Origin of the sequence: Clostridium sp. AF12-41, assembly GCF_003461685.1 — a bacterium.
Lineage (GTDB): Bacteria > Bacillota > Clostridia > Lachnospirales > Lachnospiraceae > Otoolea > Otoolea fessa.
Genome location: NZ_QTXO01000002.1, coordinates 83,964 through 99,595, shown reverse-complemented (window position 1 = coordinate 99,595; position 15,632 = coordinate 83,964). Strand labels below are relative to the sequence as shown.

Here is a 15,632-nt window from a genome sequence, read left to right as displayed (position 1 = left end):
AGAGCAATTCATGTGTATATGCGCGTATAGGAGTAAACGGCATAAGGCAACCGCAATCGGCAAAGGAGGTATCCGGTTTTGCTAGAAAGTACAGTAGAAAGACATTTAAGGGAAGAAGCAAAAAAGCGTAACGGTCTGGCATTAAAATTTGTATCACCCGGTATGAATGGAGTGCCTGACCGCATCGTCCTGATGCCGGACGGAAAAATGGCATTTGTGGAACTGAAAGCACCGGGAAAGAAACCAAGACCGCTTCAACTGAAAAGAAAGAGGATACTTGAGAGGCTTGGCTTTCCTGTTTATGTAGTTGATAACATCAATCAGATTGGAGGTATTCTGAATGAAATACAAGGCACATGATTACCAACAGTATGCTACGGATTTTATAATCACACATCCCGTGAGCTGCCTGATCCTCGACATGGGGCTTGGCAAGACGGTAATAACACTTACGGCATTGTGGCTGCTGCTGTTTGATTATTTTGAAATAAGGCGGGTGCTGGTGATTGCACCAAAGCGTGTGGCTGAGACCACATGGCCGGCAGAGATAAAAAAGTGGGAGCATCTTTACGGCATGACATTTGCAGTGGCAATGGGAACTGCAGTGCAGAGAAAAGAAGCAATTATGTCAAGAGCAGATGTGACAATCATCGGAAGGGACAATGTTTCGTGGATGACAAAAAATGTGTTTTTTGATTTTGACATGGTCATCATTGATGAGCTGTCGAGCTTCAAGTCCCCAAAGGCACAGAGGTTCAAAGACCTGAAAAAAGTAAGGCCGATGGCAAAGCGGGTGGTCGGACTTACCGGAACACCGGGAAATCTTATGGACCTGTGGGCGGAGATAGGGATCCTTGATATGGGGCAGAGACTTGGGAGATTCATCGGTGGATACCGTGACAGGTTCTTTGTTCCGGATAAGCGTAACCGAGAGATCATCTTTTCCTACAAGCCGAGGGAGGGTGCGGAAGAAAAAATATATGAGCTTATCTCCGATATCAGCATTTCCATGAAGGCTGTTGATTATCTTGATATGCCGGAGTGTGTGTGCAACCGGGTATCTGTTTCCATGTCGGAATCCGAACAGGCTCTTTATGACAGGATGGCAGATGAGATGATCCTTGAATACGGAGAAGGACAGGACATCGATGCAGTAAACGCAGCAGCACTTTCCAACAAGCTCCAGCAGATGGCGAACGGTGCTGTCTATGATGAATCCGGCAATGTCAGAAATATCCATGACAGAAAACTGGATGCTTTGGAAGACCTTATCGAATCGGCAAACGGGAAACCGCTTCTGGTTGCGTACTGGTTCAAACATGACAGGGAGAGGATATTAAAGAGATTTCCCGCAAGGGATATCAATACAAAGAAAGACATTGATGACTGGAATGCCGGAAAAATCCCCGTTGCACTGATCCATCCGGCATCGGCAGGACACGGACTGAATCTTCAGGAGGGCGGTTCAACCATTGTATGGTTTTCGCTTACATGGTCCCTTGAGTTATATCAGCAGCTTAATGCCAGACTTTACAGACAGGGACAGAAACACACGGTTGTCATAGAGCATCTGGTAACGGACGGGACGGTCGATGAGGATATCCTTCGTGCAATCGAGAGGAAGGACAATACACAGAATGCAATGATAGAAGCAGTAAAGGCAAGGATTGGAGGTATGGCGGATGACGGCAGAAGTAATGATGAAGGAATATAAGAACATGAAAAAGGAACTGACCGTGACTGAGTTCCAGCTCCGTCAGTTTCAGGGAGTGAGCGAACAGGACATGATCGATTCCATGCTCTATTCCCATCCGGAAGGGGAAAGGGTGCAGACCAGCACTCTTTCCGATAAGACGGCAAACATAGCAATCAAGTACAGGACAGCAATCGAAAGGGAAAATGACGAGTGGTATGAATTCCTTTTCCACAGATATATGTTCCTGAAGGAAGAACTGGAATTTTTTGAGCATGCAGTAAGCAGACTGGAAGAAAAACATAGAAGCATCATCACGGATCTTCTGGATGAGGATATGACATGGGACATCATGATGGACAGATACCATGTGAGCCACACGATGATAGCGAAGTACAGAAAAGCAGCATTAAAGGAACTTGATAAACAGTATGAACTTAGGGACAGACAGGTGGAAGCATTTGTTCTCGGATAGGAGGTTTTATGTGTAAGCGTGGAGATATTTACTATGTGGATTTTGGTGAGAAGGCAGGAAGCAAACAGGGCGGTATCCGTCCGGCACTGGTGGTAAGCAACAATAAGGCAAATAAGCATTCCCCCGTGGTTACGGTCGTTCCGCTTTCTGCAAGGGTGTGGAAGAAAAAGTATCTTCCGACCCATGTGCAGATTCCAAAAGGCAGCGGTCTGAACAAGCCGAGCATGGCTCTGGCGGAACAGGTGGAGACCCTTGATAAAACAAGGCTTGGTGACAGAATCGGGGAAGTGCTGGATGACATGGTCATGGAGCAGATCACCGTGGCACTTCAGATACAGATAGGTGCATATGCAGAGTATAATTAAGGCAGTCAGACGGCTGTCTTTTTTGTTTGCGTTATGATAAAATACTGTTATGAACCAAACAGAGACGGAGGCGGTAAAATGGTAAATTACGATGATCTTGCTAACAGCCTGAGCAGCAATCCGAGGGATATTGTTACTGTACCTATGAATAACAGAAAAGGAAAATGGTTTTATGCTTTTGCGGAGAATGGCACTGTTTTTGTGACTGTATCGAAAGAGCATGAACCAAAATGCTCCATAAAAATGCCAAGACCTTTAAAGAAGGAAGAATGCGGAGAGCTATATGAACTGTACCTGAGAAGGAAAAAGGGAGAACATATATCCGGAGAAGCAACGGCAGCTACCCGCAATCAGGTATACTGGTATGGCATTTTTTCCGATATGGGGCTGTAGGTATAGGGAAGGAGAACATAAATGGCAGAGAAGAGAGCAGCCAGCACAAATATGACAAGATCCGATAAAGCTCATAAAAAATTCATGGATAAACTGAATGTTTTACGGGACAACGTGAATCATGGATATGATTCATTGAAAGCAGTACATAAACAGACTACGGATTCGGCTGTCAGTTTTAAGGAAGCCGTGGATAAAGGTCAGGAAGCTGAACGTAAGGAACTTTATGATATTATAAAAACTTCAGAAGATGAAGGAAAAATCCAGTGGGCGAAAGACCGGATCCAGGAACTTGACCGTATTAAGGAAAAAGAAGTAGACGGGCATAATGAATTTTTGAAAGAAGAACGTGAAAAGACTGACAGAAATATTACAGGCGGTATGCTGCTGCTTGCAGTTTCGGCAGGACTTATTTCTAATAAACAGGTAAGGCAGATGGGCGGGAAAGCTATCAGTTCTGTTGGTAAGGGTCTGCTGCGGTTAAAGAAATAAAAAGGTGGTGTACTAAGGGTGCACTAAAGGTGTACTAAGGGTGTACTGACTTTTTAATTTACATCTGCTATGATTAAGATGGCAAAAAAGAAAGGGAGCGGAAACGCTCCTTTTTATGTTGACGTAAGGGGCGGTGTCTTTCCAATCCTTTCACACCGCCCGTGTACATAGAAGGGAGGAATGGCAGATGCCGATGAAACCAAAGAAACCGTGCAGACATCCCGGATGTCCGAAGCTGACAGACGGTCTGTACTGTGAGGAGCATGAAGCACTGCACCGTGGTGACAGGGCGAGCAGCAGCAAGCGTGGTTACAACAGGCGGTGGCAGAAGGCAAGGGCGAGGTACTTAAAAGCACATCCTTTGTGCGTGCAGTGCATGAAGGAAGGCAGGGCAGTGACCGCAACCGTTGTCGACCATGTGAAACCGCACCGTGGTGATCCCGTTCTGTTCTGGGACGAGAAGAACTGGCAGAGCTTATGCAAATCTTGTCATGATAAAAAGACATGGAACGAGGATAACAATCCTGAGTATCGGTTCTGACGGCAGACCGTGGGGGTATCAAAATCTCTACGGAGTGAACCGCTGAAGACCGATGGCCCCCTTTGCGTGAATTTTCGCAGAATTAAACAGGGGGGATATAAAACAGACAGGATAATTTTCGCAGAATGTACTTAAAACACGGCAAAAAGGGGTATTTTCTTTTGCCGGAAAATTATGAAAAACGCAATATTTAAGGCTGGAAAACAGTGTAAAAACATTGTTTTTCCGGCCTTTTTTCGTGTGCCGGAAGGAGAGTGAGAAAGGATGACGGACACACAGGCAAAGCAGATCAATGAGATGCGTATGCGGGGCATGGGATATAAAGCCATAGGAATGGCAATCGGACTGTCCCGTGACATCGTCAGGAATTATTGCAAGCGGCATAACCTTGCCGGATATGCCACAGTGGTTTCAAAAAATATGAAACTCATGGTGGACGGTAAAGAGGTATGCCATTTCTGCGGTAATCCAATCGAACAGCCAAAGACTGGCAGACCGAGACGGTTCTGCTGTGAAAAATGCAGAAGGGAATGGTGGAAAGCACATCCCGAAGCAGTGAAGAAAAGCGAGAAGGCTTCCTACACGCTTGTATGTGAGCAGTGCGGGAAGCCATTTATTTCCTATGGAAACAAGAACAGAAAATACTGTGGCCGTGAATGTTACTTCCGGCACAGATTTTTAGCAGAGGAGGATCAGGAAGATGCAGTTTCAGAGTTATAAAATAGCAGACCTTATCCCCGCTTCCTATAATCCAAGAAAGAAGCTGAAGCCGGGTGATAAGGAATATGAAAAAATCAAGAACTCCATTAAAGAGTTCGGATATGTCGAGCCGATCATCATCAACTCAGACATGACCATTATCGGAGGACACCAGAGAGCCACGGTTCTTTCAGACCTCGGATATACGGAAGTGGAGTGTATCATGGTCGATATCGACAAGACCAAGGAAAAGGCACTCAATGTTGCCCTTAATAAGATCACGGGTGAATGGAATAAGGAACTTCTGGCGGACCTTATCAAGGATCTTGAGGATTCCGATTTTGATGTCGGCGTCACGGGTTTTGAACCGCCGGAGATAGAGCAGCTTTTCAATTCCGTGCATGACAAGAAGATCAAGGAAGATGATTTTGATGTGGAAGCGGAGCTTGCAAAACCGACCGTTGCAAAGGCGGGTGATGTGTGGCTGCTCGGAAAGCACCGTGTCATCTGCGGTGATTCCATTCTGCCGGAAACTTACGATGCACTGATGGATGGACGGAAAGCCAACCTTGTGCTGACGGATCCTCCATACAATGTAAATGTTGAGGAGACAGCCGGAAAGATAAAAAATGACAACATGCCGGATGAGGATTTCTATAAATTCTTATTCGCAGCATTTGTCAACATGGAGCAGTCGATGGAACAGGATGCTTCCATTTATGTTTTCCATGCGGATACGGAAGGGTTGAATTTCAGAAAGGCATTTAAGGATGCCGGGTTCTACCTTTCCGGCTGCTGCATCTGGAAAAAGAATGCACTGGTGCTTGGAAGGAGTCCGTACCAGTGGCAGCACGAGCCGTGCCTGTTCGGATGGAAGAAAGGCGGTAAGCACCAGTGGTATTCCGACAGGAAGCAGACAACCATCTGGGAATATGACCGTCCGAAGGCGAGCAAGGATCATCCGACCATGAAACCCGTGGCACTTATGGCATATCCGATACAGAACTCATGCATGAGCAACTGCATCGTGCTTGACCCGTTCCTCGGTTCAGGTTCCACGCTGATCGCCTGTGAGCAGACGAACCGTATCTGCTACGGCATTGAACTGGATGAGAAGTTCGTGGATGTCATCGTGAACCGCTACATTGAACAGCGTGGTTCGGATGCTGATGTATATGTGCTCCGTGATAATATGAAAATTTCATATCAGGATTTATGCAGGGGAGGGATGTATAATGAAGCAGATGACATTTCTTGACCTGTGTTCCGGCATAGGCGGTTTCAGGCTTGGCCTGGAAACTGCCGGCCATAAGTGCATCGGATACTGTGAATATGATAAATTTGCAAGAGCCTCCTATGAGGCTATGTATGATACGGAAGGAGAGTGGAAAGCTCATGATGTCACAAAACTTAAATCCGAAGATGTCCCCTATGCAGACATCTGGTGCTTCGGATTCCCATGTCAGGACATCTCCGTTGCTGGAAAACAGCGGGGACTGGTCGGAAAAAGAAGTGGAATATATTACAACATTATTGACCTCCTCAAAGGTAAAGAAGAAAGTGCTAAACCCACATACTTACTTGTTGAGAACGTTAAGAACCTGTTATCGATCAATGCAGGATTCGATTTTGCCTCAGTTCTGTCTGAAATGGACGAAGCAGGGTATGACTGTCGGTGGCAGGTGCTTAACTCCAAAAATTTCGGAGTGCCACAGAACCGTGAGCGTGTGTTCATTATCGCAAATCTTAGAAGCAGAGGTAGACGAGAAATATTACCTCTCACCGGAGAAAACGCAGCAGCTCTTAACCAGCTTATAGGAGGTATGCAGGGTTACCGTGTTTACGGGACGGACGGCATCTCCGCAACGCTTGTCGGCAATGCCGGAGGCGTCGGCGCAAAGACAGGGCTTTATTTCATCGACCAGAGCAACCATGATCCGAAGATCACGGACACGGCAAGATGCCTGACTGCACGGTACACTGCCGGGATGACAAACCACACGGCAATGAACTCAGCGGTGCTTGAAGTTCATCCGGTCCTGACACCGGAACGTATGGAGAAAAGACAGAACGGCAGACGCATGAAGGATGACGGAGAGCCGATGTTCACGCTGACATCTCAGGACAGACACGGTGTGTATGTCTGTAAGAAGGAAGATTCCGTGAAAGTCAGGAATGCCACAAAGACAGGATACGATGTTGCCCGTGAAGGTGACGGCATCAATCTTGCGTATCCGGACAGTACGACCAGACGGGGCCGTGTAGGCAAGGGCTGTTCCCAGACGCTGGACTGTTCTGGTCAGATGGGTACGCTCATGAGGGGCGGACGCATCAGAAGGCTGACACCGAGGGAGTGCTTCCGGTTACAAGGATTTTCTGATGAGCTGTTTGACCGTGCATCGGCTGTCAACTCCGATGCACAGCTATATAAACAGGCGGGGAATGCAGTGACGGCAACCGTGGCATATGCGGTTGCGATGTCCCTGCCGGAGTCCAGAAACTGACCTTACATTTTCTTTTGGAAAGTACCATTATCTGCTTGACTATATGGGCGTTCAGAGTGATATATGGTACTACCAAAAGGAAAGGAGATCAGCAGAATGGAAATTATAACAAACGCTGAAAACAGAAAAGAACTGGTAAAAGCCTTAGCCGAGCATTTCGGACAGAGGTCAGAGTACCTTGGACCACCAAGTTTTGCATACCGCATCGGCAGCATCACGGTGGACAGGGACGCAAAGGTCATTCTTGAAGATGACAGTATGGAAGATGAGGTGAGAAGGGTGCTTTTTCAGAACGATGTTGCAGAAGAAACACAGGAACCACAGACGGAAGAAACAGAAGCAGAGATAAAGATACCAATCGGAGACATGACACCGCAGGGAATCATCAACCTGATAAACATGATGCATTCCAAGCAGTACCTTATCAACAGGGCAACCGGAAGGGAGTGCATTTCCATTACGGATACGCTGACAGATGCACTTGCCGAAAGAACCTTTGAAAATACGGAAGAAGCGGTAAGGTTCATCACGGAACAGGGCGGATGTAAGGGAGTTGCATTTAAGGATGGAAACATTGACTTTACGGGATTCCCGCATACGGACAGCATGATGGAATACTGCAGACTGGCATCGGCCATTGTAAAGAAGGCATCAGAACAGAAGCGGGTGAATCCGAAGCAGACCATCGAGGAAAATGAGAAATATTACATGAGGGCATGGCTTGTTTCCATCGGATTTGGCGGGAGCGAAGGAAAGGAAGTAAGAAATTTCTTCCTTAAGGGACTGAAAGGACACACGGCATTTAGAACCCCGGAAGATGCGGAAAAATGGAAAGCCAACCGCAGGGCAGAAAGGGGGACAACGGTATGTTCGGAGTAAGCAGACAGACACTTGAAAGACTCAGAAAAGAATATCCTGCGGGAACCAAGGTGGAACTTATCCGCCTTGATGACCCATACAGAAAGATACCGTCAGGAACCATAGGAAAGGTCGAGTTCGTGGATGATGCGGGACAGCTCCACACGGTGTGGGAAGGACACGGCTCTCTTGCAATGATCTACGGAGTGGATGAATGGAGAAAAATACAGTCATAATATACACAATTCCAACCGCAGATGTTTGTGCAGTTTATGGCTCATATATAACTGGATATATGTGTGTTTTAGAGCGAATATGTACCTACCGAAAGGGTAGAAAACAAACGGAGGTACAAGCCATGAACGAAAGGATTGCAAGACAGATTGAGGAAATGAAGAAACAGACCATCGGAGTTGAGGTCGAGATGAATAACATCAGGAGGGATAAGGCAGCAGAGCTTGCAGCCACATTCTTTGGAACGGGAAGATTTGAAAACACGGCTTCCAGAAACGGATATTATACATGGTCAGCATGGGATGCGGACGGAAGGGAATGGAAATTCCAGAAGGACGTCAGCATTGCGGGACCAGATGATAAGAAATGCGAACTGGTGACACCGATCCTTACCTACAACGATATTGAAACACTGCAGGAACTTATCAGAAAGCTCAGACATGCGGGAGCAAAGAGCGATGCAACAAGGGGATGCGGAGTACACATCCACATCGGTGCAAAAGGGCACACACCGCAGACACTCAGAAATCTTGCAAACATCATGGCGGGGCATGAGAACCTTCTGGCGGATGCCTTAGACCTTGACAGGGGAAGGATGAACCGCTACTGCAGAACGGTAGACCCAAGATTCCTCAAAGAACTCAACAAGAAGAAGCCAAAGACGATGGCTGCTCTTGCAGACATCTGGTACACCTCAAACGGTGCAAGCTACGGACGGAATCAGCATTACAATGACAGCAGATACCATATGCTGAACTACCATGCAACCTTTACAAAGGGGACGGTTGAATTCAGACTTTTTCAATTTGATGCCCCGGCAGATGGAAAGCTGAACGGACTGCATGCAGGACAGCTTAAAAGTTACATCCAGCTCTGTCTTGCACTCAGCCAGATGGCAAAGGAAGTAAGGACGGCAAGTCCGAAACCACAGCAGACAGAAAATCCAAAATACGCAATGAGGACATGGCTTTTAAGACTCGGATTCATCGGGGATGAATTCAAGACGGCAAGGGACATCCTCACAAAGAGACTTGCAGGAGACACCGCATTCAGAAGCGGAAGGGCTGCTTGAAGAGAACAGCCTCCTGCCACCTTGGAGCATTGACCGCCATGTGCGGTCTTAAGGTGGTAGAAGGGTGTTCCCTTCGGAAAGGATGGAAACATTATGCAGAAAAGATATTACATTGCTTACGGCAGCAACCTGAACATCAGACAGATGCGGATGAGATGTCCGCATGCGAGGGTAATCGGAACTGCAGTTATTAAAGATTATGAACTGCTTTTCAAGGGAAGCCTTACGGGTGCCTATCTTACCATAGAACCCAAGAAGGGCGGAGAGGTTCCCGTTGCAGCATGGGAGGTCACGGAATCGGATGAGGCGGCACTTGACCGCTACGAAGGATTCCCAACATTTTATTACAAAAAGGAAATGGAGCTGGACATCAAAGGAATACGCACGGGAAAGATACGGAGAAGGAAGTGCTTTGTGTATATCATGCATGAAGAACGGAAGATAGGAGTACCTTCCCTTTCCTATGTAAGCACATGCCTTCAGGGGTATGCCAGCTTCGGATTTGATGAGCACTACCTTTCCGAAGCACAGATAAAAGCGGTGGAGGTGTCAGGACATGAAGAGTGAAATACTGCGGATACGGATATGCCCACGGTGCGGGGAAAGATACGCAGCACCGCCCGCCTTATCAAGGACTGACGGAACAACGCTTATCTGCCCCGACTGTGGCACACGTGAGGCTCTTGAGAGCATCGGTGTCGGGACATCGGAACAGGAACAGATCCTTGAAACCATCCACAGGTCACAGCGGTAATATGTACAATTCCTCCGGCGGATCTTTGTGTACATTATGAAGCAGATATAACTGGATAATATCTGCATTCAGAGTGAATATGTACTTACCGAAAGGGAAAAAAGAAAACGGAGGAACATATGATGGAAACAAAAATCACAACAGCAGAGAATTTAGGAATGGAACTTTACGGATGCATGAATTCAGCAGTTCTTGATTACGGGGATTACACGGTTGCGGTATGGGACCATTGCTTTAAGGGAAGCGTTGCAGAGGTTTACGAGCTGGTCGAGACTCCGGAAGAAACCGGACTAGGAAGATGCGAGTGCAGAATTTCAAGAATCGAAAGAAAAGAAGGATTTGAGGATGCCGGACATGCGATGGCATGGGCACTCACCAAGGTAAAATAACAGGAAGGGCAGGGCATGATCCCCTGCCTTTTATCATGTACATTGTCACAATGTACTGCCGTTATCTTTGTGTACATTATGGTGCTGAAATAACTGGATATAATCAGCGTTTAGAGCGAATATGTACCTACCGAAAGGGAAAACAAAGAAAACGGAGGAACAAAACCATGAAGAAGATTGAAATTTTTGAAAGAGCCATCAAAGAGGGAGGAAGCCTTAAGGATTACGGAATCAATGCAACGGTGTTTGCAGCATACAGAAACCTTGAATACACAGGAAACGAAGACCTCGATTTTGCGGATACCATCTGGGATCATGACATTGCAGAGATCGCAGAGACCTTAAGAGAAAACGGAATCAAGGAATTTACGATAAGCAGCACCTTTTCAGGACTCATCGAAACACTTGCAGCTTTTGAAAAAGAAGGAATAAAGATGGCGGGACTTACCGAGGTGAACGCAGGATACACAGATTTTATGACCGGGGAAAAAGCAAGGATCCCGGCAATCAGAATGACACTTTAAAATCACACGGATAACAAAGCAAAGGACCTCTCCGGAGGTCTTTTATTATGCCCATTTTTACGAGGAGGTGAGGACAGTGGCACAGAGAGGAAGAAAACCAAAGCCTACGGCAGTAAAGGTGCTTGAGGGAAATCCGGGCAAGAGAAGCCTTAACACGAGCGAACCGAAGCCAGAGAAAAAGGCCCCGCGCTGTCCGGCATGGCTTGAGGACGAGGCAAAGAAAGAATGGAAAAGGATGGCGAAACAACTGGAGCATCTCGGCATCCTGACGGAAATAGACATGGCAGCATTCGCAGGATACTGTCAGGCATATGCCAGATGGAAAGAAGCAGAGGAATTCATCACACAGCATGGTGCAATCGTGAAGACTCCGAGCGGTTACTGGCAGCAGGTACCACAGGTATCCATTGCCCAGACCTATCTGAAGATCATGAATAAGTTCTGTGAGCAGTTCGGCCTTACACCGTCCGCAAGAAGCCGTATTTCAACGGATAACGGGGAAGACAAGCAGAACGATGAAATGGAGCTTCTGCTTGTGAAAGGCGGTGCAAAGTAATGTTTGATAAAGCAAAAGCGGATCATGCGGTGAATTTTATCAACTGCCTGAAACACACCAAAGGACGGTGGAGGGGAGTACCTTTTGAACTTCTGCCTTGGCAGGATGAGATCATCCGCACAATCTATGGGACAGTAAAGGAAAACGGATACAGGCAGTACAACACCTGTTATTGTGAGATACCAAAGAAAAACGGAAAGTCCGAACTGGCAGCAGCCATTGCACTGTATATGACATGCGGTGACGGTGAGTGGGGAGCAGAGGTATATGGATGCGCTTCCGACAGACAGCAGGCTTCCATCGTATTTGATGTTGCGGTGGACATGGTGGATCAGTGTCCGGCACTGAAAAAGAGGATAAAGCCTGTCATGTCCGTAAAGAGACTTGTTTATAAACCGACCAACAGTTTCTATCAGGTACTGTCGGCAGAGGCATATACCAAGCACGGTCTGAATGTCCATGCGGTGATCTTTGATGAACTGCATGCACAGCCGAACCGAGAACTGTTTGATGTTATGACCAAGGGTTCCGGTGATGCAAGAACACAGCCGTTGTTCTTCCTGATCACAACAGCCGGAACAGACAGAAATTCTGTGTGTTTTGAACAGCATCAGAAGGCTCTGGATATCATTGAGGGAAGAAAAATCGATCCGACATTTTATCCCGTGATATATGGTGCTTCCGATGACGATGACTGGTCGAGTGAGGATGTGTGGTATAAAGCCAACCCTTCACTCGGCTATACGATAGATATTGAAAAAGTGCAGAATGCCTATATCAGTGCAAAGGAAAATGCAGCAGAGGAGAATGTATTCCGTCAGCTCCGTCTTAACCAGTGGGTAAAGCAGAGCACACGATGGATGCAGATGGATAAATGGGATGCCTGTGCATTTGCCGTAAATGAGGAAGAACTTCTCGGACGGGAATGCTATGGCGGACTTGACCTTTCAAGTTCTACGGATATCACGGCATTCGTGCTGGTGTTCCCGCCAAGAAATGATATGGAAAAATATATGATACTTCCGTATTTCTGGATACCGGAAGATAACATGAGGCTGCGTGTCAGAAGGGATCATGTCCCATATGATGTATGGGCAGCCGAGGGATGTCTTCAGACCACCGAGGGCAATGTCATCCATTATGGATTTATCGAGCAGTTCATTGATGAGCTGGGAACAAAATTTCATATCAAAGAGATTGCATTTGACAGGTGGGGAGCTGTGCAGATGGTACAGAACCTTGAGGGTATGGGATTTACCGTTGTTCCGTTCGGACAGGGGTATAAGGATATGAGTCCTCCGACCAAGGAGCTGATGAAGCTGACACTTGAAGAGAGGATAGCACATGGCGGACATAAGGTACTGCGGTGGATGATGGATAACGTGTTTGTCCGTCAGGATCCTGCAGGGAATATCAAAATGGATAAGGAAAAATCCACGGAGAAGATTGATGGGGCCGTTGCAACCGTCATGGCACTTGATCGTGCAATCAGGAATGAGGGCAGTGACGGAAGTGTGTATGATGACCGTGGCATTCTCGTATTCTGATGCAGCCGTGTATGATTCTTTAAAATCATAATCCGGCTGCACGTTTCTGTGCTAATATAAAGAAAAAGCACAGGGGGCATACGCATGCAGGAAGAATTTTTTATGAACAGTATGGAACATGATCCAAAACTCAGTGGTGAGCATGGTGCACAGACAAGGAAATCCCTTGCACTGAAAGCAGAGGAGATACTTGGAATGGATCTGGAAGTGATAGTGGCAGATGATGACCTAATGTATGATTCACTGGTAAAACTGAAACCGCTTGAGAATGCAAAGAAAAATCCAATGCAGAATGCACTGAGAAAATATTATTACTACAGGAATGGAAAAGAATTTCCAAGACTGAACAGTTATCAGAGATAATACAGAAACGGCACTTCTTCGGAGGTGCTTTTTTTGTACCTGTTTTTAGGAGGTGTCACATGGGAATTAAGAGTTTATTTGGTTTCGGACAGGCGAGGGATAAGCCTGTGGATAAGGCGGCTGATGCCGGATATTCGTTCCTGTTCGGACGGACAACAAGCGGAAAGCCAGTGAATGAAAGAACTGCAATGCAGACAACGGCAGTATATGCCTGTGTCAGGATCCTTGCGGAAGCAATCGCATCCTTACCGCTTCATGTATATGAGTATCAGGATGACGGAGGCAAGAAGCTGGTGCATGACCATCCTTTATATTATCTGCTCCATGATGAGCCGAACCCGGAGATGACTTCATTTGTGTTCAGGGAAACACTGATGAGTCATCTTTTAATATGGGGAAATGCCTATGCACAGATCATAAGGGATGGTGCCGGAAGGGTGCTTGGCCTGTATCCGCTTCTTCCTGACAAGATGGAAGTGCAGAGGGATGACAGGGGAAATATCTATTATGTGTATTCCAGAAACAGTGATGAAAATCCCATGTTCAAGGAATACGGCAATATCAAGCTGAAAGCCGAGGATGTACTTCACATTCCGGGACTTGGATTTGACGGACTGATCGGTTATTCACCGATTGCGATGGCAAAGAATGCTGTCGGCATGACGCTTGCCTGTGAGGAATACGGTGCGAGTTTCTTTGCAAACGGTGCGAATCCGGGCGGTGTTCTGGAACATCCGGGAGTGCTGAAGGATCCGTCCAAGGTCAGGGAATCTTGGAACTCCGTGTATCGTGGTGTGAATAACGCACACAAGATCGCAGTGCTTGAGGAAGGCATGAAGTACCAGCAGATAGGAATACCGCCGGAAGAAGCACAGTTCCTTGAGACAAGGAAATTCCAGATAAATGAAATAGCAAGACTTTACAGGATACCGCCACACATGGTCGGTGACCTTGATAAGTCGAGCTTTTCGAATATAGAGCAGCAGTCCTTGGAGTTTGTGAAATACACACTGGACCCTTGGGTGATCCGGTGGGAGCAGTCGCTCCAGAGATCGCTCCTTCTGCCGGGAGAAAAGGGAAAGTATTTCATTAAGCTGAATGTGGACGGACTTCTCCGTGGGGATTATCAGTCGAGGATGAACGGCTATGCAGTCGGAAGACAGAACGGCTGGTTTTCTGCCAATGACATCCGTGAAATGGAGAACATGAACCCTATCCCTGATGAGGAAGGAGGCAACCTGTATCTTGTGAACGGTGCAATGACCAAACTTGCGGATGCAGGGGCATTTGCGGGAGCGGACAACGGACAGCAGAAGGAAGAAGAAAAACTCCCGGCACAGGAAAACAGCAGAAAGAGAGGTAAACGATGAAGCGGAAGTTTTGGAACTGGATAAAGAATGAAGATGAGAGCGTGCCTGATATGGAAAGGACGCTCTTTTTAAATGGCATGATCTCGGATGAAACATGGTACGGGGATGAAGTTACCCCGCAGCTTTTCAAGGATGAGCTGAATGCCGGAAGCGGAAATATCACGGTATGGATCAATTCTCCGGGCGGTGATGTGTTCGCAGCAGCACAGATCTACAACATGCTCCGTGACTACAAGGGAAGCGTGACCGTCAAGATCGACGGCATTGCAGCTTCGGCAGCATCCGTTATTGCGATGGCGGGAAATACAGTATGTGTATCTCCTGTGGCAATGATGATGATCCACAATCCTGCGACTATGGCAATGGGTGAGGCAAAGGATATGCAGAAGGCAATCGTAATGCTGAATGAAGTCAAGGAGTCCATCTTAAATGCTTATGAGTCCAAGACCGGGCTTACCCGTGCAAGGCTCTCGCACATGATGGATGACGAGACTTGGTTTAATGCCAAGAAAGCCGTGGAGCTTGGATTTGCAGATAAGATCCTTTTTGATTCCGATGAGGATGAGAAAAAGAAAGAGCCGGAAGAGCCGGAGAAAAAGCCGGACGAAGGCAGTGAAGGAGAGGAAGAGGAGAAAAAGGATGACGGGGAAAAGGAGAAGAAAAAGAAGCTCCCGTTCCAGCAGGATTCCATGATGTTTTCCACAAAGGCGATGAATGAATCGTTCCTTTCCAAGGTATCCCATACGGATGCCATGATACCAGTTAACCAGTTGGAAAAAAGACTGAGTCTTTTAACACATTAA

Annotated in this window: 22 protein-coding genes; all 22 read left to right on the top strand. The window is 46.9% G+C overall.

Going from position 1 to position 15,632, the window contains the following annotated elements; translation table 11 throughout:
* The first annotated feature begins 78 nt into the window (after nucleotides 1–78).
* The 22 genes from DWV73_RS04065 to DWV73_RS03960 all read left to right on the top strand — a co-directional run bounded on the left by DWV73_RS04065 (nucleotide 79) and on the right by DWV73_RS03960 (nucleotide 15,632).
* Nucleotides 79–360, top strand: a complete 282-nt coding sequence (locus DWV73_RS04065; protein ID WP_117781579.1) for a VRR-NUC domain-containing protein — start codon at nucleotides 79–81, stop codon at nucleotides 358–360.
* The gene (locus DWV73_RS04060) at nucleotides 341–1,714 is read left to right on the top strand and encodes a DEAD/DEAH box helicase (protein WP_117781580.1); all 1,374 of its coding nucleotides are present in this window, start codon (nucleotides 341–343) and stop codon (nucleotides 1,712–1,714) included. Before DWV73_RS04065 ends, DWV73_RS04060 begins: the two co-directional genes overlap by 20 nt.
* Nucleotides 1,683–2,168: a hypothetical protein gene (locus DWV73_RS04055; protein ID WP_242995419.1), complete on the top strand. Its 486-nt coding sequence runs from the start codon at nucleotides 1,683–1,685 to the stop codon at nucleotides 2,166–2,168. Before DWV73_RS04060 ends, DWV73_RS04055 begins: the two co-directional genes overlap by 32 nt.
* An 8-nt stretch (nucleotides 2,169–2,176) precedes the next feature.
* Nucleotides 2,177–2,533 carry a type II toxin-antitoxin system PemK/MazF family toxin gene (locus tag DWV73_RS04050; RefSeq protein WP_117781581.1) on the top strand — a complete coding sequence of 119 codons (357 nt, stop codon included), beginning with the start codon at nucleotides 2,177–2,179 and terminating at the stop codon, nucleotides 2,531–2,533.
* Nucleotides 2,534–2,566: 33 nt separating this feature from the next.
* Nucleotides 2,567–2,926 carry a hypothetical protein gene (locus DWV73_RS04045; RefSeq protein ID WP_147341926.1) on the top strand — a complete coding sequence of 120 codons (360 nt, stop codon included), beginning with the start codon at nucleotides 2,567–2,569 and terminating at the stop codon, nucleotides 2,924–2,926.
* 21 nt (nucleotides 2,927–2,947) lie between these two features.
* The gene (locus tag DWV73_RS04040; protein ID WP_117781583.1) at nucleotides 2,948–3,418 is read left to right on the top strand and encodes a hypothetical protein; all 471 of its coding nucleotides are present in this window, start codon (nucleotides 2,948–2,950) and stop codon (nucleotides 3,416–3,418) included.
* 187 nt (nucleotides 3,419–3,605) lie between these two features.
* The gene (locus DWV73_RS04035) at nucleotides 3,606–3,959 is read left to right on the top strand and encodes an HNH endonuclease signature motif containing protein (RefSeq protein ID WP_117781584.1); all 354 of its coding nucleotides are present in this window, start codon (nucleotides 3,606–3,608) and stop codon (nucleotides 3,957–3,959) included.
* Between the two features lie 264 nt (nucleotides 3,960–4,223).
* Nucleotides 4,224–4,679, top strand: coding sequence for an RNA polymerase subunit sigma-70 (locus DWV73_RS04030; RefSeq protein ID WP_117781585.1), 456 nt, complete (start codon nucleotides 4,224–4,226; stop codon nucleotides 4,677–4,679).
* Nucleotides 4,660–5,916 (top strand): site-specific DNA-methyltransferase, encoded by a 1,257-nt coding sequence (locus DWV73_RS04025; RefSeq protein ID WP_117795933.1) that lies wholly within the window; start codon nucleotides 4,660–4,662, stop codon nucleotides 5,914–5,916. Before DWV73_RS04030 ends, DWV73_RS04025 begins: the two co-directional genes overlap by 20 nt.
* The gene (gene dcm, locus DWV73_RS04020; RefSeq protein ID WP_347472222.1) at nucleotides 5,903–7,162 is read left to right on the top strand and encodes a DNA (cytosine-5-)-methyltransferase; all 1,260 of its coding nucleotides are present in this window, start codon (nucleotides 5,903–5,905) and stop codon (nucleotides 7,160–7,162) included. The genes DWV73_RS04025 and dcm overlap by 14 nt, the downstream gene beginning before the upstream one ends.
* A 96-nt stretch (nucleotides 7,163–7,258) precedes the next feature.
* A complete protein-coding gene (locus DWV73_RS04015; RefSeq protein ID WP_242995733.1) occupies nucleotides 7,259–8,041 on the top strand; it encodes a hypothetical protein in 783 nt (260 codons plus the stop codon).
* Nucleotides 8,029–8,256 (top strand): DUF4314 domain-containing protein, encoded by a 228-nt coding sequence (locus DWV73_RS04010; RefSeq protein WP_117795930.1) that lies wholly within the window; start codon nucleotides 8,029–8,031, stop codon nucleotides 8,254–8,256. Before DWV73_RS04015 ends, DWV73_RS04010 begins: the two co-directional genes overlap by 13 nt.
* 122 nt (nucleotides 8,257–8,378) lie before the next feature.
* Nucleotides 8,379–9,326, top strand: coding sequence for an amidoligase family protein (locus DWV73_RS04005; RefSeq protein ID WP_117795928.1), 948 nt, complete (start codon nucleotides 8,379–8,381; stop codon nucleotides 9,324–9,326).
* 93 nt (nucleotides 9,327–9,419) lie between these two features.
* Nucleotides 9,420–9,893: a gamma-glutamylcyclotransferase family protein gene (locus tag DWV73_RS04000; protein ID WP_117795926.1), complete on the top strand. Its 474-nt coding sequence runs from the start codon at nucleotides 9,420–9,422 to the stop codon at nucleotides 9,891–9,893.
* Entirely contained in the window at nucleotides 9,883–10,080 is a 198-nt protein-coding gene (locus DWV73_RS12960; RefSeq protein ID WP_117795924.1) for a hypothetical protein, read from the top strand. Before DWV73_RS04000 ends, DWV73_RS12960 begins: the two co-directional genes overlap by 11 nt.
* A gap of 119 nt (nucleotides 10,081–10,199) precedes the next feature.
* Nucleotides 10,200–10,469 carry a hypothetical protein gene (locus DWV73_RS03990; RefSeq protein ID WP_242995732.1) on the top strand — a complete coding sequence of 90 codons (270 nt, stop codon included), beginning with the start codon at nucleotides 10,200–10,202 and terminating at the stop codon, nucleotides 10,467–10,469.
* Between the two features lie 167 nt (nucleotides 10,470–10,636).
* Complete coding sequence (locus tag DWV73_RS03985; protein WP_117795922.1) at nucleotides 10,637–10,993, top strand: hypothetical protein; 357 nt, start codon at nucleotides 10,637–10,639, stop codon at nucleotides 10,991–10,993.
* 76 nt (nucleotides 10,994–11,069) lie between these two features.
* Entirely contained in the window at nucleotides 11,070–11,549 is a 480-nt protein-coding gene (locus DWV73_RS03980) for a phage terminase small subunit P27 family (RefSeq protein ID WP_117795921.1), read from the top strand.
* Complete coding sequence (locus tag DWV73_RS03975) at nucleotides 11,549–13,096, top strand: terminase TerL endonuclease subunit (protein WP_117795919.1); 1,548 nt, start codon at nucleotides 11,549–11,551, stop codon at nucleotides 13,094–13,096. Before DWV73_RS03980 ends, DWV73_RS03975 begins: the two co-directional genes overlap by 1 nt.
* 111 nt (nucleotides 13,097–13,207) lie before the next feature.
* Nucleotides 13,208–13,459: a hypothetical protein gene (locus DWV73_RS03970; protein WP_242995731.1), complete on the top strand. Its 252-nt coding sequence runs from the start codon at nucleotides 13,208–13,210 to the stop codon at nucleotides 13,457–13,459.
* Nucleotides 13,460–13,518: 59 nt separating this feature from the next.
* Entirely contained in the window at nucleotides 13,519–14,829 is a 1,311-nt protein-coding gene (locus DWV73_RS03965; RefSeq protein ID WP_117795915.1) for a phage portal protein, read from the top strand.
* Nucleotides 14,826–15,632, top strand: a complete 807-nt coding sequence (locus tag DWV73_RS03960; RefSeq protein ID WP_117795913.1) for a head maturation protease, ClpP-related — start codon at nucleotides 14,826–14,828, stop codon at nucleotides 15,630–15,632. Before DWV73_RS03965 ends, DWV73_RS03960 begins: the two co-directional genes overlap by 4 nt.